This window comes from Aminobacter sp. HY435 (genome assembly GCF_027568395.1).
GTDB lineage: Bacteria > Pseudomonadota > Alphaproteobacteria > Rhizobiales > Rhizobiaceae > Aminobacter.
The window spans coordinates 98553-121441 of the sequence record NZ_JANKZL010000005.1; the positions used below are offsets into that span (position 1 = coordinate 98553).

Below are 22889 nucleotides of genomic sequence, written 5' to 3' on the forward strand. Positions count from 1 at the left end.
GTCATCCATGCGCCTCCCGGCCATCCCAAGGCGCCTCCGCCCGTTCGTCCAGCCCGTAGTCCCGCACCACATGCGCAATGCGCAGCCGGTACCCGGCAAACACCCCGCTGCGACCGGCTGCCTGCGCCTGGCGGTGCTCTTCCGTGTTCCGCCACGCGCTCACCGCCGTCTCGTCGCGCCAGAACGACAGCGACAACAGCCGTCCGGCGTCCGTCAGGCTCTGGAACCGTTCAATCGACAGGAAACCGTCGATGCCCTGCAGTAGCGGCCTGAGCTCGGCGGCGATGCCGAGATAGGCGTCGCGCCGGCCCTCCGCTGGCTCGACCTCGAAGATGACCGCGATCATGGCGTCACCAGCCTGGCGTGCGGCTCCGACGCCAGCTTCAGGAACACCCGGTCCTCCTTCAGGATGAAACTTTTGCGCTTGGCGAATTCGTAGTTCTCGCGGCCGGCCGGATCGGCCGCCAGCCGCGCCCGGTAGGTTTCGTAGGCCGCCAGGCTCTCGACGGTGTAGACACCGTAGGCCGTCGTCGCCGAGCCTTCGTGCGGGGCGAAATAGCCGATCAGGTCGGCGCCGCAGCGCGGGATCGCCTGGCCCCAGTTGCGGGCATACTCCTCGAAGGCCGCCTTGCCGAACGGGTCGATCTGATAGCGGATGAAGCAGGTGATGGTCATTGGGATCTCCATGTGGACAAGGTTCGACCGGCGTCGAAGCATTCGGCGTGGTCGCCGTGCTAGCGCCAGAAGGGTTTGGCGATTTCGCGTTCGACGTCGCGGCGGCTGAGGCCGATGTCGTTCAGCGCATGGTCGTCGAGTTCAGACAGGTCGAGCCGCTGCAGGTGGCGGTCGTAGCCTCGGGCGAGGAACCGCAGGATCAGGCGAAACGCTCGATCTGCTTGATGTTGCGGCTGTGCGGCGAGTTGGGTCTTCGTCGTCATTGCGATCTCCTTTCTGGCCGGAGAATACGCATTGCCTGGCGATGACGCTTCGACTAGCATCAAACTATGGAGGTAAGTCAGCCATGAAGGAAGGTCCAGACATCGCCCGCGTCGCCGCCCTGGTTGGCGACCCGGCGCGTGCCAACATGCTGACCGCCCTGATGAATGGCGGCGCCTTGACGGCCAGCGAACTGGCGCTCGAAGCCGGCGTCAGCCTGCCGACGGCAAGCTCCCATCTCGCCAAGCTGATGGACGGCAAGCTGCTGACCGTGGCGAGCCAGGGCCGGCACCGCTACTACGCGCTGTCAGGCACCGAGGTCGCGACCATGATCGAGGCGATCAGCGGCGTCGCTGCCAATGCGGGTCCCCAGCGCGCCCGGCCCGGTCCGCGCGACAAGTCGATGCGCGAAGCCCGTGTCTGCTACGACCACCTGGCGGGCGATCATGCGGTCGCGATGTTCGACCGCTTCGTCGCCGAGGAAATCATCCTGCGCGATGACGTGACGGTGAGGCTCGGGCCCGTCGGTGCCGGTTTCTTCGCCTCCGTCGGCATCGACACCTCGAAACTCGGCTTGTCGCGGCGCCCGATGTGCAGGGCCTGCCTCGACTGGAGCGTGCGGCGTTCGCACCTTGCCGGATCGCTCGGCACCGCCATCCTCGAGAAGATCCTCGCCGAAAAATGGGCGCGGCGACCGGCAGGGAGCCGGGTCGTCGAATTTACGCCGCCCGGCCGCAAGGCATTCGAAAGACTGTTCCTCGCCTGACTGCGAAATCCCACGACGAGGCGACCAGAACCGGCTGTTGCGATGTAACGACGCTCTGAAACCTGTGGATAGCTACGCGGCGATCTACGGATACATCCGTGGCGCAAAAGACACATCTTAACCAATGCCGCCCGAATAGGCCTAAATGCCCAGAAAAGAACGCATTTCAGCCAAGATCGGGCGCATTTTCACACGAAGATTAACGTCGCGTTCACCGAAGATTCACAACCGCCGGCTATGATCGCTTCCACATTCGGAACGGGCTTCCGAAGGGACAGGGATAAGAACAATGGCTATCTGGAACCAACTCACTCACGCCGCCGTGGTGCTGCGCGAATTCATCGCGCCAACCTATCGCCCCGAGCGCCACTACATGCGCGGTCCCGGCCCGGCCTGCGCGCGTCGCGAACACTCGCTGCACAGCCGCGTGACGTTTCACTGATCATGACCGTTAGCTCGCGTCATGAAAGCCGCCTCGCGCGGCCGATGAACGACCATCGCAGCACGACCTTGCGCGGCGAACGCCGGGCGATCTCTACCCGCCTCTAAGGCTCCGACGCCTGCCGCGGCGCGAGCCCGGCGACAGCACGCCCCCAACACATCCGACCGCTTGCCTCGAAAGTCGACTTTGATTTTCGGACGCGTTGCCGCATCGCTATCGTTTTTCACCACAGTTCGTGGCGGATGTTCAGATCCTTGATGACGGGGACGTCGCGCAGCATCTTGCACACGCGCTGGATGTTTGGCCACGCGGCTGCCGCCTTGCCCGGCTCGGGATGCCAGTAGGCGAGCATCAGCAGATAGACGTCGACGATCGACATGCGTTCGCCGGCCAGCCACTGACGGCCTTCAAGCGCCGCTTCGACAACGCCAAAGCCACGATCGGCTTCGGCAATCGCTGCGGTCTTGACGCCGTCCGCGCCATTGGGATCGGCGCTGTATCGCGGCGCGTAGTAGATGCGCAGGATCACCGGGTACATCACCGACGTCAGGAACGTCATCCAGCGCAGGAAGTCGGCGCGGCCCGCGGCCCCGGGCGGCGGCGCCAGTTTGGCATTCGGAAACCGTTCGGCGATCAACTGGCACATGGCAGCGGATTCGGTCATCGATTGGCCCTCCGGCAGCACCAGCGCCGGCACCTGGCCCAGCGGGCTGATCTTGCCGAATTGCTCGTCGGGATTGATGCCCTTGATGACGTTGACCCGTTCGAACGGCGCGCCCGCCATCTCCAGTGCGGCCTCGACAACGAAGCCGCCGCTGCCGGCGCGCGTGTAAAGCTTGTACATTTTCATCCCCCAGGCACTTGGCTGCCGGTCTCCCTCCAGCGGCTTCGATTTGACATGCGTCGAGCCGGCTTATCAAGTCGGGCCAATCTCCTGCCAGGATGCAATTTCATCGGTCCAGGAGCTGCGTCGCCCTGACCCGGCGGCAGATACTGCAAGAAAAAAATCCCTGTCGAAATTGCCTCCTGTTGCGCGACTTCCGTTCGGCCAGCGACGACGCGGCCCGTCAAGCACAGGAGACGACCGTGCAGTACATGCCTCATTCATGTCGACGAGGCAGCTATGGCGCCGTCCGCTCCTTTCTGGAGCGGACGCGGGCAGGGCTTGCGGACAGGTGATTGGCTTTTTCGGTGATGCGACGAACGAAGACGCCGCTGCAGCCCTCATGGTGAGCCTGTCGAACCATGACGGCGCTTGGCACCAGATAGTTAGCCGCCCAATCCCTCGAACAGCACCGTCGAAAGATAGCGCTCGGCGAAAGACGGGATGATGACGACGATGTTCTTGCCGGCGTTTTCCGGCCGCGAACCGACGATCACCGCCGCCTGAAGCGCCGCGCCCGAGGAAATGCCGACCGGCACGCCTTCCAGCCGCGCGACGAGCCGGGCGTTGGCGATCGCGTCCTCGTTGGAGACCTTGACGATCTCGTCATAGATGGTGGTGTCGAGCACCTTCGGCGCGAAGCCCGCGCCGATGCCCTGGATCTTGTGTGGTCCCGGCTGGCCGCCCGAGAGAACCGGCGAGCCTTCCGGCTCGACCGCCACCACGTGCAGCGACGGCTTGCGCGCCTTGATCACCTGGCCGACGCCGGTGATCGTGCCGCCCGTGCCGATGCCGGCGACCAGGATGTCGATCGATCCCTGGGTGTCGTTCCAGATCTCCTCGGCCGTGGTCTGGCGGTGGATTTCCGGGTTGGCCGGGTTCTCGAACTGTTGCGGAATGACAGCGTAGGGGATGGACTGCATCAGTTCCTCGGCCTTGGCGATGGCACCTTTCATGCCCTTGGCGCCTTCCGTCAGCACCAACTCTGCGCCGAGCAGCGCCAGCATCTTGCGGCGCTCGATCGACATCGTCTCGGGCATGGTCAGGATCAGCTTGTAGCCCTTGGCTGCAGCGGCGAAGGCCAGCGCGATGCCGGTGTTGCCCGAGGTCGGCTCAACCAGCGTGCTCTTGCCGGGAACGATCCGGCCGTCGGCCTCGAGCGCCTCGATCATCGCCACGCCGATGCGGTCCTTGACGCTGGCGATCGGGTTGAAGAACTCGAGCTTGGCCAAGAGGTTCGCTGCCACGCCCTTTTCCTTGGCGAACTTGTCGAGGCGCACCAGCGGGGTGTCGCCGATGGTTTCGGCGATCGAGTTGTAGATGCGTCCGCGGCCGGGTGTCCGCGTGGAGGTGACGGGCTTGTTCATAGGTATCGCTCCCGAGATATGCCTGAGATATGTGCGACGAAGATAGGGTGTCGCAACGCAAATTCCGAGTGGCCGCCATGCTGATTAGACGCAAGGCGCGGAATAGTGTTCCAGCGAAAGGCGATACGCGGGAAGAAAATTCCCGAAGCGTCCCTATTGGCGGAAGGCGATGGCCGCCGCGGCCCCGACCATGAAGGCCGCCGCCGTACGGTTGAGCAGCTTCAGCGCCCGCGGCGTCTTGAGGAACCAGCGCGCCTTCGAGGCGAGCACCAGATACGGCACCAGCACCACCAGCAGCACGGCGATGGTGATCGCCACCAGGATGCCGTAGTCGGCCAGTGTGATGGTGCGCAGGTCGACGACGGTCGGGGTGATCGCCAAATAGAAGATCATCGTCTTGGGGTTGCCGAGCGTCACCGTCAGTCCGGCGAGGAAGCTCGACAGCAGGCCGCCCTTGCCCTTCTTCGCCTCGACGGTCTCGGGCGTGATGCCGCTCGTCCAGAAATTCCACGCCAGATAGCCGAGATAGGCGACGCCGACCCATTTGATCGCCAGGAACACCATGCCGAAGGTCTGCGCGACCACGGCAAGCCCCAGAACCACGGCGGTGAGATAGGTCAGGTCGCCGACCACCAGCCCGAGCGACATCGCCAGCGACGAGCGAAAGCCGGAACCCAGCGCGCGGGCCACGAGCGCGGTCACGCCCGGTCCGGGGATGGCGGCGGCAATGGCGAGTGCGCCGCTGTAGGCGAGAAATCCTGTAAGCGTCATCGGAAAGGGCCTGGCGGTCGGTTGATCGCCGGCTCTATGACACGAATGCCGTTTCCTGGAAATGTCGCGTCGCTTGGACCAGCGATCACATTTTGCAGAAATTGCCGTTTCGGACATCGACATGTCGCGTCTCGTCGTGTACCCGCACGGTCCCGCTGCGGCCTCATTGGATCAGGCCGCCCGTTCACGCAGCAAAATTCAGGACAAGACGATGCGACCGGCTTTCGGCGGCATAGACTTTGGCACTTCCAATTCGACCGTCGGCGTCATCGAGAACGGTCGTCCCCGGCTCGTTGCGCTCGAAGGCGACAGCGTCACGCTGCCTTCGGCCATCTTCTTCAACTTCGAAGACGATAACACCGCCCTCGGTCGCCGCGCGATTGGCGAATACACTGACGGCGCCGAAGGCCGCCTGATGCGCGCGCTGAAAAGCGTGCTCGGCTCGTCGCTGGTGCATGAGAAGACCCGCATCAAGGCCAAGCAGATCGCCTTCACCGATATCATCGGCATGTTCGTCGGCCACCTGAAGGACAAGCTCGAAACCCATGTCGGGGAGCCGGTCGAAAACGTCGTGCTCGGCCGTCCCGTGCAGTTCGTCGATGAAGACGCTGCGGCGGATGCTGCCGCCCAGGGCGAGCTCGAAAAGGCGGCGCGTGCGCAAGGCTTCAAGCACATCGACTTCCAGTTCGAACCGATTGCCGCCGCGCTCGACTACGAGCGCACCGTCACGCGCGAGGAACTGGCGCTGATCGTCGACATGGGCGGCGGTACCTCCGACTTTTCCATCGTCCGCGTTTCGCCCGAGCGCGCGGCCGCTAACGACCGCAAGGCCGACATCCTCGCCAACCGAGGCATCCACATCGGCGGCACCGATTTTGACCGCCTGCTCTCCATCGCCAACGTCATGCCCGAGCTCGGCTACCTGACGCCGACCAAGGACGGCAAGCGCAACCTGCCGGCGGGCTATTTCATCGATCTCGCCACCTGGCAGCGCATCAACCTGCTCTACACGCCCAAGGCCAAGCTCGACCTGCGCCAGATACGCTTCGAAGCACAGCGGCCCGACCTCGTCGACCGCATGATCGAGGTGGTCGAGGAACGGTTCGGCCACGCGCTCGCGACCAAGGTCGAAAAGGCCAAGATCGAGCTGACCGATGCCGAGGAGACCTCCATCGACGTGTCGTTGCCGGGCGCGAAATTCAGCGCCGCAATGACCCGCAAGGGGCTGGAAGACACGATCCGCACCGAAGTCGGGCGCGTCACGGCAACTGTCGCCGACACCCTCGCCGAAGCCCGGGTCAAGGCCTCGGACATCACCGCCGTGTTCCTGACCGGCGGTTCGACCGCCATTCCGCTGGCCCGCGAAAGCATTCTGGCACTGGTGCCGCAAGCCAAGGTGGTGCAGGGCGATGCCTTCGGCTCGGTCGGCCTGGGCCTCGCGCTCGACGCCCAGCGCAAGTTCGGCTGAACATCCACGACTTGGGCGCCGTCGTCGTTTCAGCGCCGCCGTCCATGGTCGAACCGCTTCAGGTCTCGTCGGACTTCATCAGGAAACGGCTGGCCACCCAGCACAGCGTCGCCCAGGCAAAGCCGGCGCACCAGCCGGCGAGCACGTCCGAAGGCCAGTGCACGCCGAGATAGACCCGGCTGATGCCGACCATCAGCGTCGTCAGCACCGCGATGGCGAAGACGAAGACAGTCGTTGCCACTCCCGGCAGGAACCGCGCCAGGAGTGCGCCGAGCGTCAGGTAGGTCACCGCCGAAAGCATGGCATGGCCGCTTGGAAAGCTCATCGTGTGCACCTGTGCCAGGTGTGGCACGAGATCGGGGCGCGGCCGGTCGATGCCGAGCTTGAGCAGGCTGGACAGCACCTGTCCGCCGGCCACCGACACAAACACGAACAGCGCCGGCCCGAAACGTCTGGTGATGCACAGATAGATGATGGTGATGGCGGTGATGTAGATCAGCACCGCCGCGCTGCCGAGCGCAGTGATGTCGCGCATCGCCTCCTCGAGCCAGGAGGGGCCGATCGGGTCGGCGGTGTTGCCCGCCTCGCGGAAGAACAGCAGGATGTCCGTGTCGAAGGCATGCGCCGCCGCATCGCGCGCGATCTCGGAAAGCTCGACGAATCCCCACAAGCCGCCGGCAATGATGATGCCCGCCGCCAAAAGCGAAAACTCGATCCTGTTCCACAAAGTCTGCCGCATCGTCCTGCCGTCCGCCTTTCGGTTGCTTGCACGTTCCGGACCAGCGTCCGCGCAATGGTCGGGGCAAGAAATCGCCGCTCCTTCCGGTTTGAAACGTGAGCGGCATTCCAAGGTCGTATAACCAACGCCGATTTCCGGCGATACTGTCATGCTGCTGTTATCTCATCCGATTAGCGGTCTCGGCGAACCCCAAGCCGAACACCCGCCAGAGGTTATCAGATGAACCAGCCCTACGATCACAAGTTCCGTACGTCGATGCTCGAGGACAATGACGGTCCCGGCCACAACCCGACCGACAACCGCACCATGGGCGACATCATCGCCAGGCGGTTCTCCCGCCGCGGCTTCCTCAAGGGGTCGCTCGCTGTCTCGGCCATCGCCGCCACCGTCAGCCCGATCGCCATCATCCTCGCCGACGATGCCCGCGCCGCCGGCGGCTCGGCTTTCAGCTTTGACGAGGTCGAGGCCGGCATCGACGACAAGCACCATGTTGCCGCTGGTTACGATGCCGACGTCCTGCTGCGCTGGGGCGATCCGATCTTTGTCGACGCCCCGGAGTTCGATCCCACCAACCAGTCGGCCGAAGCGCAAGCCAGGCAGTTCGGCTACAACAACGACTATGTCGGCTATGTGCCTCTCGAAGGCTCGTCCGAGCACGGCCTGCTGCTGGTCAACCACGAATACACCAACGAACACCTGATGTTCCCCGGCATCGTCAAGATCGTCGAAGGCAAGATCGAGGTTGCCCCTGCCGACCAGAAGCGCGTCGACATCGAGATGGCCGCTCATGGTGGTTCGATCGTCGAAATCCGCAAGGACGCGGGCAAGTGGCAGCCGGTGCGCGATGGCAAGCTCAATCGCCGCATCACGTCCACCACCGAGATGCAGCTGACCGGCCCGGCCGCCGGCCACGACCGCTTGAAGACTAACGCCGATGCCTCGGGCACCAAGGTGTTCGGCACGCTCAACAACTGCGCCGGCGGCGTCACGCCCTGGGGCACCTACATCATGGCCGAGGAAAACTTCCACGGCTATTTTGGCGGCGAGCTGCCGGTCGACCACCCCGAAGCCGCCAACTACAAGCGCCTCGGCGTGCCGGAAGGCACCTATGAGTGGTTCAAGTTCTACGATCGCTTCGACGTTTCCAAGGAGCCGAACGAGCCCAATCGCTTCGGCTGGATCGTCGAGGTCGACGTCAACGACCCGAACTCGCTGCCGAAAAAGCGCACCGCGCTCGGCCGCTTCAAGCACGAGGGTGCCGAATCCATCGTGGCCAGCGACGGCCGCGTCGTCTTCTATCTCGGCGACGACGAGCGCTTCGACTACGTCTACAAGTTCGTGACCAAGGGCAAGTTCAACGCCGACGACCGCGCAGCCAATCTCGACCTGCTCGACGAAGGCATCCTCTATGTCGCCAGGTTTGCCGAGGACGGCTCGTTTGAATGGCTGCCGTTGGTCCAGGGCGAGGGGCCGCTGACTTCCGACAACGGCTTCGCCACCCAGGCCGACGTCGTCATCGAGGCCCGCCGCGCCGGCGACCTTCTCGGCGCCACCAAGATGGACCGTCCCGAGGACATCCAGCCCAACGGCGTCAACGGCAAGGTCTATGTCATGCTGACCAACAACACCAAGCGCAAGGCCGACCAGGTCGACGCCGCCAACCCGCGCGCCGAGAACGCCTTCGGCCACATCATCGAGCTGATCGAGGACGGGGGCGACTTTGCCGCCACCAGGGGCAAGTGGGAAGTGCTGCTCAAGTGCGGTGATCCTGCGGTCGCCGAGGTCGGCGCCTCGTTCTCGACCTCGACCACCGAGAATGGCTGGTTCGGCATGCCGGACAATTGCGCCGTCGACTCCGCCGGCCGCCTGTGGGTCTCGACCGACGGCAACTCACCCAAGGCCACTGGCCGCACAGATGGTCTCTGGGCCGTCGACACCGAGGGCGAAGCGCGTGCCACCTCCAAGCTGTTCTTCCGCGTGCCTGTCGGCGCCGAGATGTGCGGCCCGCTGTTTGCGCCCGACGACCAGACCGCCTTCGTCGCCGTCCAGCATCCCGGCGACGGTGGCGAGGATTGGGAAGGTTTTGGCCGCCCCTCCTACTACGAGGACCTGTCGACCCGCTGGCCCGACTTCAAGCCCGACATGCCGGTCCGCCCGGCCGTCGTTGCGATCACCAGGCAGGGCGGCGGCAAGATCGCCGTCTGATCGCGACCGATCCTGTGTGACGAGAGTGGGGGCCGCTAGCCCCTATTCTTTTGGCCGACCTAGCCGCGTCATTCCCGCCACTCTCCGCTTGCTTTGCTCGCCGACGGAGGGGTACTGGCGACGGGCCGTGGAGGCGCCTTCGCCGCCCCCTGACTCGTGGAAGTCGGAGACGCCCAAGTAGCCCTCATGGTGAGCCTGTCGAACCACGAGGGCGCTAGACGACCAGTGGTCTAGCCAAAAGGGGTTCGGCGATGATTAAAGACGGACACCAACGGTTGCCTGGCGCCCTCGTGGTTCGACAGGCTCACCATGAGGGCTACGGAGATGCTTCCGCCCCATCGTGAACTCCTGGATTTCGCCCGTGCTCTACTTGAGGAGGCGCTTCCCTTCCTCCGTCATTCCCGACCTCGTGAGGGAGCGAAGCGAGCGGAGAGTGTCGGGAATCCATGCCGTGGCGCAGACGACATCAGGTGCGGCGCAGGATTTGGCCCTGCACTCGATCTTTCATGTGAATGCGGAGGCGAGCTCCCGCTGACCCTACTTCCCGGCGAGTGCCGGCCCGAGAGTGATCAGCGCCACGGCGACCACCGCGAAGCCGACGCCTATACCCTGTATGCCGCTCAGTCTCTCGCCGAAATACAGGATCGCGACGAGATTGACGGCGATCAGCTGGATAACCGCCGACAGCGAGAACGACACGGACATGCCGAACTCGCGCACCAGGCGCAGCATGATCAGGTTGCCGAGCGAATACAGGATCAGTGTCACCACCAGCTTGCCGATGGTCGGCTCCAGGCCCCAGGTCTTGGCCACCATGGCGGCAATCAGGAAGATGACGGTCGACAGACCGAGCAGCGAAAGGCCGAAGGCGGACATGCGTTGAGGGCTCCAAGCAAGTCCGCGATTTGCTCCGAATGCCGCTCTAACGTCAAGCAGGCGGGCGACACACTCCAGCGCTATCGCGCCATGCGAGGCAAAAACCCTCCCGTCCGAAGACGGGAGGGGGACGTGGCTTCAAGTCTTGGGAGCCCCTGATGCCATCAGGGATAGGTACACTTGCCCTTCTGCGGTTCGCCCTGGGGGCCGGGCGTGCCGGTTTCCTCCCAGTCGCCGCCATGGCCGGCGCAGTAGGCAATCATCAGGTTGCACGACGCCTTGTTGTTGCAGGTCTCGACATGGCCCTCGGACTGGCCGCCGCCCGGCGCCTTGAGACCGAGCTGGTGCGGCGGCGGGGCCGGCACGCGGGCCTTGAGCTGGGCTGCGGAAGCTGCGCCGGCAACGGCCGACATCGAGAGCGCCAGCGTTGCGATCAGCGACGCGCGGATGATGGAAGCAGTCATGGTCATTGCGGTTCTCCTCTGTGACGCCTTTGATCTTGCGGCTCGATGGCCGCCACGATCATGGGTGTCGCGGTCGGAGAGGAAGGTTCACGCGCCTCGAAAGATTTTCTGTCGGCTCGGCTGCGGCCGCTACTCCAGTTGCTGGGGCGGCGTCTTGACCATCAGCACCCAGTTCCGGCCGGGGTTGGCCCACTCGTCCTTGACCATCGGCCGCGTCGCCACCTCGCGGTAGCCGGCATGTTCGTAGAGCCGCCGCGCCTTGGGATTGGCGTCCGAAACGATCAGGCTCGTGCCGTTACAGCCGGTGGCCTCGGCGATGGTGTCCGCCATGCCGAGCAGCCGTGTCCCGCAGCCCTGTCCGCGCATTTCCGGCACGGTCGTCAGCACGTTGACATACCAGGTGCCGACCGCCATCGCCTCGAGTTCGTTCATCGGCACGAACATGTCAGGTGCATTCGGATCGACCGGCGCCGGCACGATCGGGTAGCCGATCAGGCAGGCGATGACCCGGCCATGCTCCAGCACCACGGCGTTGCGGTAGGAGAAGCTGCCTTCCTCGCGCAAGGCCCGCTGTCGGCCGACTTCCCATGGGTCTCCGCCATTTGCCATCTTGGTCCAGAGATAGAGCGGCAAGCCGTCGCCGGCCATGTTGACCAGCTTGGCCAGCACCGCGGCGTCCTCCTTGGTCGCCGGTCGCGCATGCGCGGCAAGACCTTCATGGCTCGGCAGGGCTTCTTCGGCCATCTTTTCTCTCTTCTCCCATGCCCTTGCGCAGGCGGGGTATTGGAACGTCCGCGGCGGGCCGCGTCAACCGCCGGCCGCCGTTCGAATATCACCGATTTTAAACTTGATATTTGTACTCATGTTTTGTAGGTGCTTGGACGGCGGCCGCTGATGCAGCTGCGCCGGACGGGCTGCTCAGACAGGAGAAAGACCGAAATGATGCATTTCGTTCCCATGCCGCGCCGGCCAGACCCCCGCGATGGCGATGCGGCGGATTCGGAGCATCTGGCCTTGCGTGCCCGTGTCGAGGTGCTGGGCGCCGAAGTTTGCGCCGCCCGCCGCGCCGCCAACGAAAGCCTTGACCGCCTCAACGCGCTGATGCAGCCCGATGTCGGCGAAAGCAGCGTGTTTGTGTCGTTGCTCGACCTTCACAGCCGCGACAAGGAGGCGTTGTTTGAAGCCATGCGCCGGCTCGAAGCCGCGCGCGAAAAGCTGCGCCGGGCCGCGAGCTAGGTCCGCCACCAGATCCCTTTGCGCCACGAGGCGCCCATCGAACCCCGCGCCACAAGGCGCCCGTCGAACCGGAGACTGCAGTCTTGGCACATTCGAGCGAAAACGAACGCCGTCACGAGGACGCGCAGGCCCATATCCGCGCCACCGTCATGAACGAGATCTGCGAGGTCATGCACAAGACCGGCCTGCCGCCGATGGTCGTGATGTGCCTCGTCGCCCAGGCTGTCGGCTCGATCTATCGCGAAACGGCCGACGCCCATTCGGGGCCGTCTGCCTGCGGCTGCGGCTGGCGTCCGCACGAGGGCAGCGACGTCGACGTGCTGTGCTCGGCGCTGCTGGTCGCCTGCACCCGTCGCCAGCGCCGCGATCTCATGACGATGCAGATCGCCGGCCGCGCCTAGGCCTGTCGCGTTCCAGATCCGGCCGGCCGGCAGAGCTCCGTCGCCGGCCGCCATCTCCCGCGCCGGTGGCCTGTGGCCGCAAAGCCCTGCTTGTTAACCCTTGCCGCCCCTGCTAAAGCGCGGCGCATGACCACACCGCTCGACCACATCCGCAATTTCTCCATCGTTGCCCACATCGATCACGGCAAGTCGACGCTTGCCGACCGGCTGATCCAGTCCACCGGCGGGCTGGAACTGCGCGAGATGACCGAACAGGTCCTCGACAACATGGACATCGAGCGCGAGCGCGGCATCACCATCAAGGCCCAGACCGTTCGCCTCAATTACAAGGCCAAGAACGGCGAGGACTACGTCCTCAACCTGATCGACACGCCCGGCCACGTCGACTTCGCCTATGAGGTGTCGCGCTCGCTGTCGGCCTGCGAAGGTTCGCTGCTCGTCGTCGACGCGTCCCAGGGCGTCGAGGCGCAGACGCTGGCCAACGTCTACCAGGCCATCGACAACAACCACGAGATCGTGGTCGTGCTCAACAAGATCGACCTGCCTGCCGCCGAGCCCGAGCGCATCAAGGAGCAGGTCGAGGAAGTCATCGGCATCGACGCTTCGCAAGCTGTCTACATCTCGGCCAAGACCGGCCTCGGCATCCCCGACGTGCTGGAGGCGATCGTCACCCAGCTGCCGCCGCCGCGCGAGGGCGACATCGACGCGCCGCTGAAAGCCATGCTGGTCGACAGCTGGTACGACACCTATCTCGGCGTCATCGTCCTGGTCCGCATCATCGATGGCAAGCTCAAGAAGGGCCAGACCATCCGCATGATGGAGACCAACGCCAAATACCTGGTCGAGCGCACCGGCGTCTTCACCCCGAAGATGATCCAGGTCGACGAGCTCGGCCCCGGCGAGTTCGGCTTCTTCACCGGCTCGATCAAGGAAGTGGCCGACACCCGCGTCGGCGACACCATCACCGAAGACAAGCGCCCGACCGCCAAAGCCCTGCCGGGCTTCAAGCCGGCCCAGCCGGTGGTGTTCTGCGGCCTGTTCCCGGTCGACGCCGCCGACTTCGAGGATTTGCGCGCCGCGATGGGCAAGCTGCGTCTCAACGACGCCAGCTTCTCGTTCGAGATGGAAACCTCGGCCGCACTCGGCTTCGGCTTCCGCTGCGGCTTCCTCGGCCTGCTGCATCTCGAAATCATCCAGGAGCGGCTCGAGCGCGAGTTCAACCTCGACCTCATCGCCACCGCGCCTTCGGTCGTCTACCGCATGAACCTCAATGACGGGTCGACCAAGGAACTGCACAACCCCGCCGACATGCCCGACGTGGTCAAGATCGCCGCGATCGAGGAGCCGTGGATCCGCGCCACCATCCTCACACCCGACGACTATCTCGGCTCGATCCTCAAGCTGTGCCAGGAGCGCCGCGGCATCCAGGCCGACCTCTCCTATGTCGGCAAGCGCGCCATGCTGGTCTACGACCTGCCGCTCAACGAGGTCGTGTTCGACTTCTACGACCGGCTGAAGTCGATCTCCAAGGGCTACGCCTCCTTCGACTACCACCTCACCGACTACAAGGAAGGCGACCTCGTCAAGATGTCGATCCTGGTCAACGAGGAGCCCGTCGACGCGCTCTCCATGCTGGTCCACCGCACGGCGGCCGAAAAGCGCGGCCGCGTCATGGTCGAGAAGCTGAAGGAACTGATCCCGCAGCACATGTTCAAGATCCCGATCCAGGCCGCGATCGGCGGCAAGGTCATTGCCCGCGAGACCATCTCGGCGCTGCGCAAGGACGTCACCGCCAAGTGCTACGGCGGCGACGTCACCCGCAAGCGCAAGCTGCTCGAGAAGCAGAAAGAGGGCAAGAAGCGCATGCGCCAGTTCGGCAAGGTCGACATCCCGCAGGAAGCCTTCATCCAGGCGCTCAAGATGGGCGATAACTAGAAATACAATTGCTTTGCTTAGCGCACCGCGACTTCAAAAAAAGTTCGAATTTCTGCGGTCCATTCAAGATATTGCGGGATGCCCGAGCCTGCCGTTCGAATGTGAAGAGCGTCGTCTGGGTTCTTAATCAAGCCAAGACGTAGTTGGCTAAAGTTATTAAATATCTCTAGGAATGTGTTCTTGTTTCTATGGGCATAATAGTGCCTATGGTGCTTCATGTTGCTGAAAACACCATAGTTGAGTGCTATTGCGTTGTCGAAATCTATTTGAATTGGCGCGTTGACGGCCGTTAAAATTCGCCGAATTTGTGTGGGATCGCGAACAGTAGGTTCTTCTCTGCGGGCAATTTGGAGTGGCCGGCTCTTTTGTTTATATTGGCCTGAGCGCAGTATCTCCATGACCAAGGCGCTATACTCGCCATCTGCTAGGGCCTTTCGGCCAATCCGTCTAATACTCAGGCCGTTCGCTTGTTCTCGCCGAATGATCGAGATTGCGTAGGAACGCAGTGCGTCCACGCAGAGGTTGTCCAGCTCAACCACTAGACTGCCGAGGTACGGGGATGCTGCAAAATCTTGCTTCCACCCGCGACTAGAATAGGCGCCTTCTAGCCGCGAAATCTTGCGTCGCACGTTAAGTAAAGTCTTATGATAGTCGATACGCCAAGTCATATCTCGTTTTCTAGCGCAGCAAGTAGGTATGCAAATCGGAGGAACTTTTGATCGCCGACATTGGTCTTAGCAGAGCAGGCATTGACGAATTCAACCAGATCAGCGTCTGGGGCCTCCTGCGCCAGCGACTGATTGAGCGCAGAAAGCGTCAGGCCCATGGTCCTAATTCTCGCGAGTTCGCCTTGTTGCTTTTCGCTGAGATCAGGGATCAGGTTGTTTCCATTTTGCTTGGAGATTACGGCCGCGAGATAAGTGTAGAAGATATGCTTCCGGGCCAACCGCTCATAACTTCCGCCATCGAACTCGCGCCAGGCAGCAAAGGCAGCAGCAACAACGCGTCCGTATTCCATTGCTTGCCCAAATTCTCTGTCGTGGCGCTTGTAGAGTGCTTCGATATTGGTTGGTTTTGTTGTTATAAAACCATCCTCAAAGATCGAAATAAGATCAGAAAATATACGTGTATCAGCCATGCGGACAACGTCCCTACGGCTTAGAACTCCGGCCTTTATCAAGTCCTCCCTATAAAGGCGGGTAAGGTCAATAATAAACCATTTGAATTCGCCCTGATACTTCGCGTTTAGGAGTTCTTCAGCGTTCAAGGAGATGTTGTTTGCGTTCATTCTAGCGAACGACTCGCGGATATCGTCTTCTGGAACTCCGCTAAACTCATCGATTGAAAGTGAGTAGGACAGAAACGCTTCTTGCTCGTCGTCATCTAGGTCGCGATATCGCTTTTCGCGAAGCTGTATAGTTGGTATATTTTTAGAAAGCTTCATTTTGTTCTTATAGAACAGCAGCAAAGCGTGGCTTCTCTGTTGTCCATCGACAATTTCCTTAATGCTTTTGCGGGTTTTGAGATCAAACTTTGTATACAAAAAGAGCTTTGGTATGGGGTATCCCAGCAATATGGATTCAATAAAATAGGATCTTGCGTACGGGGTCCAGACCCCCTCTTCCCGCTGATACTCGTGATTTACGACGATTCGATCCTTTTCCATAGCTTCACAGTAGTCGGCCACGGACATCGGAGAGGCATTTGCCTTCATTTTGAACGTCTTTCGTATGTTGAAGATACTTCAAGAACGGGAGGTAAATTTGATGCAATCGATCTTTTATTTACAGTTATAATGTTGTGCTTGGCGCGAAAGCTGGATCGATGTCGGCAAGAATACCCACAGGAGTCGAATAGTTCATCGATAATATTTGGAACATCGATGAATATTTCCTTGTAATAAGATCCCTGAGTAACGATCGTAGCTGTATTTAAATTTTTAAAACTAGTTGCTATTTTAAATATAGATTTTTCCAAATTACGAAAATAACTATGGAAAAAACGGAAATAATACGTACTTGAGGCCTTTGATGGGTGTCGTCGAATTTTCTCGATAGCTGTGCGCGCTGTCAAGCTCTTGAGCGGAAGTTCTGGAGTGGGCACTGGCCCAGTCAGGACGCTTCCCAGCATGTTCTTTCGAAGTGCATCAAGGTCGATACCTGTTTCTTCTCGAAGCAGCAGAAGCTCGGGCAATGTCTTCATGACATAGTCAATTCGCGTGAGGTAAGGAGGGGACGTTATGACATGTGAGACATTTTGGTTCCATTCCGTCGAAGTCCAGTCCGCCGTAACCAGATTGGGAGGGCAGAAAATTGACGGCTCGCTATCTTTAGCCTTCCAAGCTGCCAGGGCGGTAAACGATGCGTCACATATGCGTAGTATCTCGTCCAGAGGAAGTTTCAATGCTTCCAGTCGGTCAGTTGCAAACCAAGTGGGGTTTTTGGAACGACTCTGCTTCGAGAGACGACGGCAAGACGTCATGAAGCCAAATCGTAGTATGTCATGTAGTTCTGTATCCGCGGAGGTCTTGGAGCGGTCAAGCAATATGGAGCACAACTCAAACACCGATGCATCGCGAACCAAATCAGGTTCAATCGAGCCAATCACGGCCTTTGCAGTGGCGCATGCGCGCTTGACATCGGGGGGCGACGCAGAGCGCGTCGCTGCGATTGGTTTCATTGCCGGGTTTATGTCGACGCCATACGATGGGATCCCGAGTCGAGCGCACACAGCTGTGGTGGTTCCTGATCCGTTCCAAGGATCCAAAATTGCGCCTTCATTGCCAATTGTTTTGAGGACTGATTCGACGAACTCATCGGAGAAGCCAGCGTAGTATGGATATACCGAGTCACGCCTAGTGGCGGCTGTGTGCTTTGGGGAGGCGAGCTTGTCTAACATGTCTGATTACTAGTCGAATGCAGCGGGAACGAACACCTACCAAGCGCGGGGGGCGCAAGTTTTTCAGACGCCGCTAGGTGGGATTGCGCAGGTCGAACGTGGCCTGCGCCGGCATCGCCGGCTTTTGTGGCTGAAGTGGGTGAATGCGAATGCTCCTCACCTCGCAAATCGCATCACCCAGTTCAACTCCCACGTCTCGCCGCCATCCCTAGACATCGCCTGTTCCCAGCGCGGGCTTTCATCAGGCGTCCAGAGAAACCGCACGCGCACCGGCACACCACCCTCGACATCGTCGCCATAGAAGATGCCGCGACCGTCCGCGAACTGCCCGATCGTCGGCGGAAACAGCCGGTAACTCCGGGTGTCGCTCCAGTAGATCGACCACAGCCCTGTCTCGGGATTGTAGAGCCTGAGCGTCATGCCGGTGAAGCCGCGCTCGGGCACCGTCATCTGGTCGAGATTGCCACCAAAGGTGCTGTCCGGCGCCTGCATCACCTTTTCGATGTGCGAGAACGCCGTGAACGTCTCCCAATCGTCCGAGCCCACCAGCCGCGCGCGCAGGCGTTCGTTGATCACAGTCCAGTCGCCGATCAGGAAATCGAAATCGTCAAAGCCGCTCATGCCATCCTCCTCAGGGATTGCAGGAGAGTAGCCGATGCCTCCTGACAGGCTGCTGTCAGGAGTTGTCAGGGGCGGCTTGACGTTGGCAGCACCCCGGGCTCATCTGCCGCCGCGATCCCGCCACACCTTCCGCCTAACGCCCGCTCCATGAAATTGCTCGCCGCCCTCCTTGTCCTGGCAACCCTCTCCGCCTGCGCTGCCCGCGCGCCGGTGCCGCCGGCGCCTGTGGCCGCACCTCCTGCCGCCGTGCCGCCGGCCGTCGAGCCGCTGCCGGAAGGCGTCAAGCCGCTGACCGTCGAGCAGGACGAGCAGATTTCGCAGCCGGTGGGCTGATCGGCGGGGCAAATTTCTCCGCGCGGCCAAAAATTTCTTGCGATGTAGCGACCCTTCACGCCGTCGGGTCCTGAGCCTGTCGATTGCGGCGACTGGCCGGTTTTCATTGTTTGCGCTTATGGGCTAAGGCGAGGCCTCAGACAAAAGCCCTGGACCGCCCGAAATGACCGCCAGCCACCACGCCCCGCTTTTCCTCGGCATCGACACCGGCGGCACCTACACCGACGCCGTGCTGTGGTCGGAGGCGCATGGCCCGCAGGGCAGGGTGCTGGCCAAGGCCAAGTCGCTGACCACCCGCCACGACCTGGCCGTCGGCATTTCGGGCGCGGTCGACGCGGTGCTGGACAAGGCCCATGTAAACCCCGCAGCCATCAAGCTGGTGTCGATGTCGACGACGCTCGCCACCAACGCGCTGGTCGAGGGCCAGGGCGGGCGCGTGGCGCTGGTCATGATCGGCTTCTCCGAGGCCGACCTCGCCCGCGATGGGCTGAAGACGGCGCTCGGCAGTGACCCGCTGGTGCTTTGCGAGGGCGGTCATGATGTCCACGGCAATGCCCGGACCCTCGACCTCGCAGCACTCGCAGCCGCCTTGCCCGAGCTCGGCAGGTCCGTGTCGGGCTTCGCCGTCTGCGCCTATTTCGCCACCCGCAACCCAGCGCATGAGATCGCCGCCCGAGACCTGATCCGCGAGGCGACCGGCCTTCCGGTCACCACCAGCCACGAACTGTCGGCCAAGCTCGGCGGTCCGCGCCGGGCGCTGACCACGTTGCTCAACGCCCGCCTGATCTCGATGATCGACCGCCTCGTCGCCGCGACCGAAGGCTTTCTCGACAAGCGCAAGATCAAGGCGCCTTTGATGGTGGTGCGCGGCGACGGCGCGCTGGTGTCCGCCGAATTTGCCCGCCAGCGTCCGATCGAGACCATCCTTTCCGGCCCCGCCGCCAGCCTCGTCGGCGCCCGCCACATGACCGGGCTCGACAATGCGGTTGTCTCAGACATCGGCGGCACCACGACAGATGTCGCCGTGCTCGACCACGGCCGCCCGCGGCTCGACCCGGAGGGTGCGACCGTCGGCGGCTTCCGCACCATGGTCGAGGCGGTCGCGATGCGCACCTTCGGCCTCGGCGGCGACTCGGAAGTGTCGCTGGAAGACGGCGGGCTGCAGCCCAAAATGTCGCTCGGGCCGCGCCGCCTGGTGCCGCTGGCGCTCGCCGGCATGGTCCATGGCGAGGCGGTGACGTCGGAACTGGAGCGCCAGCTGCGCGCGCCCAATCCGGGCCGCATGGATGGCCGCTTCGCCGTCCGCACCGGCGTGCCCGAACATCTGGCCGCAGGCCTGACCGCACCGGAGGCAAAACTCTATGACCAGATCACTGGTGTGCCGCAGCCAATCGACCGCCTGCTCACCTCCAATGCCCAGAACGCCACGCTCAACCGGCTGGTGTCGCGCGGGCTGGTCCACGTCATCGGCTTCACGCCGTCGGACGCAGCCCATGTTGTCGGACGCCAGGCCAATTGGGACGAGACTGCCGCGCGGCTCGGCGCCGAGCTGTTCACCCGCAGGCGCGACGGGCGCGGCCAGCCGATCGCGGCGACACCTGAAGTCTTGGCCGAACGCGTGCTGGCGACGCTGACCCGCCTGTCGGCGGAGGTGATCCTTGAAACCGCATTCGCCGAGGACGGGCTCGATGGCGCGGCGACCGTTGCCCATGCGCTGGTGCAGCGAGCGGTCGACGCCCATCCCGGCATCGCGCGCTTCGCGGTCGCGCTCGACCGGCCGGTGATCGGCCTCGGCGCGTCCGCCCCGCTGCATTATGCCGGCCTGCCCGCGCTTGTCGGCAACGAATGCGTGGTGCCTGACGATACCGACGTCGCCAATGCGCTCGGTGCGGTGGTCGGGCAGGTCCGCGTGACGGCCGAGGCGCGCGTCAGCCAACCGAAGGAAGGGCTGTTCCGCGTGGCGGTCGGCGAGCTTGTGCGCGACTTTATCGACGAGGATGCGGCGCTGGCGCTGGCCGAGGTGGAAGTGCGCGCTATCGTCGCCGCCAAGGCGCGCGACGCCGGAACCGACGCAGCCGAGATCGACGTTATGGTCGACGTCAAGGCCTCGACGGTCGAGAGCCAGCGCATGTTCATCGAGGCGCATGTGCTTGCAACTGCCAGCGGCCGGCCCCGGATAGCCGTTTGACCGCTAAATCGATTTGCAGCGGCGACGTCAGTAAATCACGGCTGCCTTGCAACATTGGGCGAATTGACCCTGCGCGTTTTGCGTGCCAAACGCCCGAAAACTTTATTTAGAACGCCCCCGCGGCGCCGGAATTCTGGAGCGCATGTTATGACCGACACTGTCGACCTTCACGGCCTTTCCATCGCACGTGAGCTGCACGACTTCGTCGTGTCGGAGGCTTTGCCGGGGACGGGTGTCGAGGCCGCTGCGTTCTGGGAAGGCTTTGCCGCGATCGTGCATGATCTTGCGCCGAAGAACCGGGCGCTGCTGGAAAAGCGCGACGACTTTCAGCTGAAGTTGGATGCCTGGTATCGCAAGCATGGCGCGCCGCACGACATGGCCGTCTACAAGGCGTTCTTGAGCGAGATCGGCTATCTGGTGCCGGAGGGGCCGGCATTTTCCGTGACGACCGAAAATGTCGATGCCGAGATCGCCACCGTCGCCGGGCCGCAGCTGGTGGTGCCGGTGATGAACGCGCGTTACGCGCTGAATGCGGCGAATGCGCGCTGGGGTTCGCTCTATGACGCGCTCTACGGCACCGATGCCATCCCGGAGACGGACGGCGCGGAGAAGACCAGGGGCTACAACCCCAAGCGCGGCCAAAAGGTGATTGCCTGGGCCAAGGCGTTTCTCGATCAGTCCGCGCCGCTGGCCTCGGGCAGCTGGAGCGATGTGAGGGGTCTTGCCGTCGAGGGCGGTGCGCTCAAGCTCGCGAGTGCTGCCGGTTCGGTTGCGCTGGGCGATGCCAGGCAGTTCGCCGGCTATCGCGGCGCGGCAAACAACCCCGATGCGGTGCTGCTCACCAAGAACGGCCTGCATGTCGAGGTGGTGGTCAACCGGGACAGCGCGATCGGCACGGCCGATCCGGCCGGCATCTCCGACATGGTGCTGGAATCGGCGCTGACGACGATCCAGGACTGCGAGGACTCGGTCGCGGCCGTCGACGCCGAAGACAAGGTTTTGGTCTACCGCAACTGGCTCGGCCTGATGAAGGGCGATCTGTCCGAGACCTTCGACAAGGGCGGCAAGCCGGTTACCCGCAGGCTCAACGGCGACCGTGAGTACACGACCCCTGACGGTGGCTCGGTCTCGCTGCCCGGCCGCTCGCTGATGCTGGTGCGCAATGTCGGCCACCTGATGACCAATCCTGGTATCCACGACCGCGACGGCCATGAGGTGCCCGAGGGCATCATGGATGCGGCGATCACAGCATTGATTGCGCTGCACGATGTCGGCCAGAACGGCCGCCGTGCCAATTCCCGCGCCGGCTCGATGTATGTCGTCAAGCCGAAGATGCACGGTCCCGAGGAAGTCGCCTTCGCTGTCGAGATCTTCGACCGCGTCGAGCGCCTTGTCGGCATGCCCCGGAAAACCATCAAGATGGGCATCATGGACGAGGAGCGGCGCACCACCGTCAACCTCAAGGAGTGCATCCGCGCCGCCAAGGAGCGCGTGGTGTTCATCAACACCGGCTTCCTCGACCGCACCGGCGACGAGATCCACACCTCGATGGAAGCCGGCCCGATGGTGCGCAAGGGCGACATGAAGCAGGCGCCGTGGATCAATGCCTACGAGGCCTGGAACGTCGACACCGGGTTGGAATGCGGCCTGTCCGGCCATGCCCAGATCGGCAAGGGCATGTGGGCGATGCCCGACCTGATGGCAGCGATGCTGGAGCAGAAGATCGCGCATCCGAAAGCCGGCGCCAACACCGCCTGGGTGCCGTCGCCGACGGCAGCGACCCTGCATGCCACCCACTATCACAAGGTCGATGTGCACGCCGTCCAGGCCGAGCTGAAGAGCCGGCCCAAGGCGCGGCTCGACGACATCCTGTCGGTGCCTGTGGTCGTCCGCCCCAACTGGACGCCCGACGAGATCCAGCGCGAGCTCGACAACAATGCACAGGGAATCCTCGGTTACGTCGTGCGCTGGATCGACCAGGGCGTCGGCTGCTCGAAGGTCCCCGACATCAACGACGTCGGCCTGATGGAAGACCGCGCCACGTTGCGCATCTCGTCCCAGCACATCGCCAACTGGCTGCGTCATGACGTCTGCTCGCACATCCAGGTGATGGATTCCTTGCAGCGCATGGCGGCGATCGTCGACCGGCAGAATGTCGGCGATCCGCTCTACAGGCCGATGGCGCCCGAGTTCGACCAGTCGAGCGCCTTCCGCGCCGCCTGCGACCTCGTCTTCGAAGGCCGCGCCCAGCCCAACGGCTACACCGAGCCGGTCCTCCACAAGCGGAGATTGGAGTTGAAGGCGAAGGAAAGAGGCTGAGCATTGCCAACGGAATGCTAAGCAGTCCGTGGTAAATTGGA

At 62.8% G+C, this 22889-nt stretch carries 24 protein-coding genes; 10 read left to right on the plus strand and 14 right to left on the minus strand.

The window, feature by feature from the left end; genetic code table 11:
- Position 1: 1 nt before the first annotated feature.
- The 3 genes from PCJ21_RS07695 to PCJ21_RS07705 are packed head-to-tail and all read right to left on the minus strand — an operon-like array spanning position 2 to position 938.
- Complete coding sequence (locus PCJ21_RS07695; RefSeq protein WP_269930808.1) at positions 2–346, minus strand: antibiotic biosynthesis monooxygenase family protein; 345 nt, start codon at positions 344–346, stop codon at positions 2–4.
- The gene (locus tag PCJ21_RS07700; RefSeq protein WP_269930809.1) at positions 343–675 is read right to left on the minus strand and encodes an NIPSNAP family protein; all 333 of its coding nucleotides are present in this window, start codon (positions 673–675) and stop codon (positions 343–345) included. Before PCJ21_RS07700 ends, PCJ21_RS07695 begins: the two co-directional genes overlap by 4 nt.
- Positions 676–734: 59 nt before the next feature.
- Positions 735–938 carry a DUF1127 domain-containing protein gene (locus PCJ21_RS07705; RefSeq protein WP_269930810.1) on the minus strand — a complete coding sequence of 68 codons (204 nt, stop codon included), beginning with the start codon at positions 936–938 and terminating at the stop codon, positions 735–737.
- Between the two features lie 83 nt (positions 939–1021).
- Between PCJ21_RS07705 and PCJ21_RS07710 the strand changes: the two genes are divergently transcribed.
- Together PCJ21_RS07710 and PCJ21_RS07715 are read left to right on the plus strand one after the other, a co-directional pair.
- Positions 1022–1702: an ArsR/SmtB family transcription factor gene (locus PCJ21_RS07710; RefSeq protein WP_269930811.1), complete on the plus strand. Its 681-nt coding sequence runs from the start codon at positions 1022–1024 to the stop codon at positions 1700–1702.
- A gap of 289 nt (positions 1703–1991) precedes the next feature.
- Positions 1992–2144 carry a hypothetical protein gene (locus PCJ21_RS07715; RefSeq protein ID WP_269930812.1) on the plus strand — a complete coding sequence of 51 codons (153 nt, stop codon included), beginning with the start codon at positions 1992–1994 and terminating at the stop codon, positions 2142–2144.
- Positions 2145–2367: 223 nt separating this feature from the next.
- On the opposite strand, the gene PCJ21_RS07720 is transcribed toward PCJ21_RS07715, so the two are convergent.
- The 3 genes from PCJ21_RS07720 to PCJ21_RS07730 form a co-directional block, all read right to left on the minus strand.
- The gene (locus tag PCJ21_RS07720) at positions 2368–2988 is read right to left on the minus strand and encodes a glutathione S-transferase family protein (protein ID WP_269930813.1); all 621 of its coding nucleotides are present in this window, start codon (positions 2986–2988) and stop codon (positions 2368–2370) included.
- A gap of 425 nt (positions 2989–3413) precedes the next feature.
- A complete protein-coding gene (gene cysK, locus PCJ21_RS07725; protein ID WP_269930814.1) occupies positions 3414–4394 on the minus strand; it encodes a cysteine synthase A in 981 nt (326 codons plus the stop codon).
- 153 nt (positions 4395–4547) lie between these two features.
- Positions 4548–5165 carry a LysE family translocator gene (locus PCJ21_RS07730; protein WP_269930815.1) on the minus strand — a complete coding sequence of 206 codons (618 nt, stop codon included), beginning with the start codon at positions 5163–5165 and terminating at the stop codon, positions 4548–4550.
- Positions 5166–5376: 211 nt separating this feature from the next.
- Here PCJ21_RS07730 and PCJ21_RS07735 point away from each other — a divergent pair, with 211 nt between their 5' ends.
- A complete protein-coding gene (locus tag PCJ21_RS07735) occupies positions 5377–6633 on the plus strand; it encodes an Hsp70 family protein (RefSeq protein WP_269930816.1) in 1257 nt (418 codons plus the stop codon).
- 58 nt (positions 6634–6691) lie between these two features.
- Here the strand turns inward: PCJ21_RS07735 and PCJ21_RS07740 are convergent, their stop codons facing one another.
- Complete coding sequence (locus PCJ21_RS07740; protein WP_269930817.1) at positions 6692–7372, minus strand: phosphatase PAP2 family protein; 681 nt, start codon at positions 7370–7372, stop codon at positions 6692–6694.
- A gap of 219 nt (positions 7373–7591) precedes the next feature.
- Between PCJ21_RS07740 and PCJ21_RS07745 the strand changes: the two genes are divergently transcribed.
- Positions 7592–9577 (plus strand): PhoX family protein, encoded by a 1986-nt coding sequence (locus PCJ21_RS07745; RefSeq protein WP_269930818.1) that lies wholly within the window; start codon positions 7592–7594, stop codon positions 9575–9577.
- Between the two features lie 537 nt (positions 9578–10114).
- Here PCJ21_RS07745 and PCJ21_RS07750 read toward each other — a convergent pair.
- The 3 genes from PCJ21_RS07750 to PCJ21_RS07760 all read right to left on the minus strand — a co-directional run bounded on the left by PCJ21_RS07750 (position 10115) and on the right by PCJ21_RS07760 (position 11661).
- Entirely contained in the window at positions 10115–10453 is a 339-nt protein-coding gene (locus PCJ21_RS07750; RefSeq protein WP_269930819.1) for a hypothetical protein, read from the minus strand.
- A 164-nt stretch (positions 10454–10617) separates the two neighbouring features.
- Positions 10618–10923, minus strand: a complete 306-nt coding sequence (locus PCJ21_RS07755) for a hypothetical protein (RefSeq protein WP_269930820.1) — start codon at positions 10921–10923, stop codon at positions 10618–10620.
- A gap of 123 nt (positions 10924–11046) precedes the next feature.
- The gene (locus tag PCJ21_RS07760) at positions 11047–11661 is read right to left on the minus strand and encodes a GNAT family N-acetyltransferase (protein WP_269930821.1); all 615 of its coding nucleotides are present in this window, start codon (positions 11659–11661) and stop codon (positions 11047–11049) included.
- 195 nt (positions 11662–11856) lie between these two features.
- Between PCJ21_RS07760 and PCJ21_RS07765 the strand changes: the two genes are divergently transcribed.
- From PCJ21_RS07765 to lepA, 3 genes are all read left to right on the plus strand, one after another.
- Positions 11857–12153 carry a hypothetical protein gene (locus tag PCJ21_RS07765; RefSeq protein ID WP_269930822.1) on the plus strand — a complete coding sequence of 99 codons (297 nt, stop codon included), beginning with the start codon at positions 11857–11859 and terminating at the stop codon, positions 12151–12153.
- Positions 12154–12236: 83 nt separating this feature from the next.
- Entirely contained in the window at positions 12237–12554 is a 318-nt protein-coding gene (locus PCJ21_RS07770; RefSeq protein WP_269930823.1) for a hypothetical protein, read from the plus strand.
- Positions 12555–12680: 126 nt separating this feature from the next.
- Positions 12681–14489: a translation elongation factor 4 gene (gene lepA, locus PCJ21_RS07775; protein WP_269930824.1), complete on the plus strand. Its 1809-nt coding sequence runs from the start codon at positions 12681–12683 to the stop codon at positions 14487–14489.
- A gap of 17 nt (positions 14490–14506) precedes the next feature.
- Here the strand turns inward: lepA and PCJ21_RS07780 are convergent, their stop codons facing one another.
- The 4 genes from PCJ21_RS07780 to PCJ21_RS07795 form a co-directional block, all read right to left on the minus strand.
- Positions 14507–15157, minus strand: a complete 651-nt coding sequence (locus PCJ21_RS07780) for a hypothetical protein (protein ID WP_269930825.1) — start codon at positions 15155–15157, stop codon at positions 14507–14509.
- The gene (locus PCJ21_RS07785) at positions 15154–16203 is read right to left on the minus strand and encodes a DUF262 domain-containing protein (RefSeq protein ID WP_269930826.1); all 1050 of its coding nucleotides are present in this window, start codon (positions 16201–16203) and stop codon (positions 15154–15156) included. The genes PCJ21_RS07780 and PCJ21_RS07785 overlap by 4 nt, the downstream gene beginning before the upstream one ends.
- The gene (locus tag PCJ21_RS07790) at positions 16200–17387 is read right to left on the minus strand and encodes a DNA methyltransferase (RefSeq protein ID WP_269930827.1); all 1188 of its coding nucleotides are present in this window, start codon (positions 17385–17387) and stop codon (positions 16200–16202) included. The genes PCJ21_RS07785 and PCJ21_RS07790 overlap by 4 nt, the downstream gene beginning before the upstream one ends.
- Before the next feature lie 156 nt (positions 17388–17543).
- Positions 17544–18008, minus strand: coding sequence for a hypothetical protein (locus PCJ21_RS07795; protein WP_269930828.1), 465 nt, complete (start codon positions 18006–18008; stop codon positions 17544–17546).
- Between the two features lie 147 nt (positions 18009–18155).
- Between PCJ21_RS07795 and PCJ21_RS07800 the strand changes: the two genes are divergently transcribed.
- The 3 genes from PCJ21_RS07800 (at position 18156) to PCJ21_RS07810 (ending at position 22848) form a co-directional block, all read left to right on the plus strand.
- Complete coding sequence (locus tag PCJ21_RS07800) at positions 18156–18341, plus strand: hypothetical protein (protein WP_269930829.1); 186 nt, start codon at positions 18156–18158, stop codon at positions 18339–18341.
- A gap of 163 nt (positions 18342–18504) precedes the next feature.
- Positions 18505–20529, plus strand: a complete 2025-nt coding sequence (locus tag PCJ21_RS07805) for a hydantoinase/oxoprolinase family protein (protein WP_269930830.1) — start codon at positions 18505–18507, stop codon at positions 20527–20529.
- A 147-nt stretch (positions 20530–20676) separates the two neighbouring features.
- Entirely contained in the window at positions 20677–22848 is a 2172-nt protein-coding gene (locus tag PCJ21_RS07810) for a malate synthase G (RefSeq protein WP_269930831.1), read from the plus strand.
- Positions 22849–22889 lie beyond the last annotated feature (41 nt).

What these genes read in the sequence shown, in the direction of transcription:
- cysK (WP_269930814.1), bottom strand. Translation starts at nt 4,394, where the DNA reads ATGAACAAGCCCGTCACCTCCACGCGGACACCCGGCCGCGGACGCATC.
- PCJ21_RS07800 (WP_269930829.1), top strand. Translation starts at nt 18,156, where the DNA reads ATGAAATTGCTCGCCGCCCTCCTTGTCCTGGCAACCCTCTCCGCCTGC.
- PCJ21_RS07720 (WP_269930813.1), bottom strand. Translation starts at nt 2,988, where the DNA reads ATGTACAAGCTTTACACGCGCGCCGGCAGCGGCGGCTTCGTTGTCGAG.
- PCJ21_RS07765 (WP_269930822.1), top strand. Translation starts at nt 11,857, where the DNA reads ATGATGCATTTCGTTCCCATGCCGCGCCGGCCAGACCCCCGCGATGGC.
- PCJ21_RS07750 (WP_269930819.1), bottom strand. Translation starts at nt 10,453, where the DNA reads ATGTCCGCCTTCGGCCTTTCGCTGCTCGGTCTGTCGACCGTCATCTTC.
- PCJ21_RS07745 (WP_269930818.1), top strand. Translation starts at nt 7,592, where the DNA reads ATGAACCAGCCCTACGATCACAAGTTCCGTACGTCGATGCTCGAGGAC.
- PCJ21_RS07790 (WP_269930827.1), bottom strand. Translation starts at nt 17,387, where the DNA reads ATGTTAGACAAGCTCGCCTCCCCAAAGCACACAGCCGCCACTAGGCGT.
- PCJ21_RS07710 (WP_269930811.1), top strand. Translation starts at nt 1,022, where the DNA reads ATGAAGGAAGGTCCAGACATCGCCCGCGTCGCCGCCCTGGTTGGCGAC.
- PCJ21_RS07810 (WP_269930831.1), top strand. Translation starts at nt 20,677, where the DNA reads ATGACCGACACTGTCGACCTTCACGGCCTTTCCATCGCACGTGAGCTG.
- PCJ21_RS07785 (WP_269930826.1), bottom strand. Translation starts at nt 16,203, where the DNA reads ATGAAGGCAAATGCCTCTCCGATGTCCGTGGCCGACTACTGTGAAGCT.
- PCJ21_RS07705 (WP_269930810.1), bottom strand. Translation starts at nt 938, where the DNA reads ATGACGACGAAGACCCAACTCGCCGCACAGCCGCAACATCAAGCAGAT.
- PCJ21_RS07755 (WP_269930820.1), bottom strand. Translation starts at nt 10,923, where the DNA reads ATGACCATGACTGCTTCCATCATCCGCGCGTCGCTGATCGCAACGCTG.
- PCJ21_RS07760 (WP_269930821.1), bottom strand. Translation starts at nt 11,661, where the DNA reads ATGGCCGAAGAAGCCCTGCCGAGCCATGAAGGTCTTGCCGCGCATGCG.
- PCJ21_RS07695 (WP_269930808.1), bottom strand. Translation starts at nt 346, where the DNA reads ATGATCGCGGTCATCTTCGAGGTCGAGCCAGCGGAGGGCCGGCGCGAC.
- lepA (WP_269930824.1), top strand. Translation starts at nt 12,681, where the DNA reads ATGACCACACCGCTCGACCACATCCGCAATTTCTCCATCGTTGCCCAC.
- PCJ21_RS07735 (WP_269930816.1), top strand. Translation starts at nt 5,377, where the DNA reads ATGCGACCGGCTTTCGGCGGCATAGACTTTGGCACTTCCAATTCGACC.
- PCJ21_RS07730 (WP_269930815.1), bottom strand. Translation starts at nt 5,165, where the DNA reads ATGACGCTTACAGGATTTCTCGCCTACAGCGGCGCACTCGCCATTGCC.
- PCJ21_RS07805 (WP_269930830.1), top strand. Translation starts at nt 18,505, where the DNA reads ATGACCGCCAGCCACCACGCCCCGCTTTTCCTCGGCATCGACACCGGC.
- PCJ21_RS07715 (WP_269930812.1), top strand. Translation starts at nt 1,992, where the DNA reads ATGGCTATCTGGAACCAACTCACTCACGCCGCCGTGGTGCTGCGCGAA.
- PCJ21_RS07740 (WP_269930817.1), bottom strand. Translation starts at nt 7,372, where the DNA reads ATGCGGCAGACTTTGTGGAACAGGATCGAGTTTTCGCTTTTGGCGGCG.
- PCJ21_RS07795 (WP_269930828.1), bottom strand. Translation starts at nt 18,008, where the DNA reads ATGAGCGGCTTTGACGATTTCGATTTCCTGATCGGCGACTGGACTGTG.
- PCJ21_RS07780 (WP_269930825.1), bottom strand. Translation starts at nt 15,157, where the DNA reads ATGACTTGGCGTATCGACTATCATAAGACTTTACTTAACGTGCGACGC.
- PCJ21_RS07700 (WP_269930809.1), bottom strand. Translation starts at nt 675, where the DNA reads ATGACCATCACCTGCTTCATCCGCTATCAGATCGACCCGTTCGGCAAG.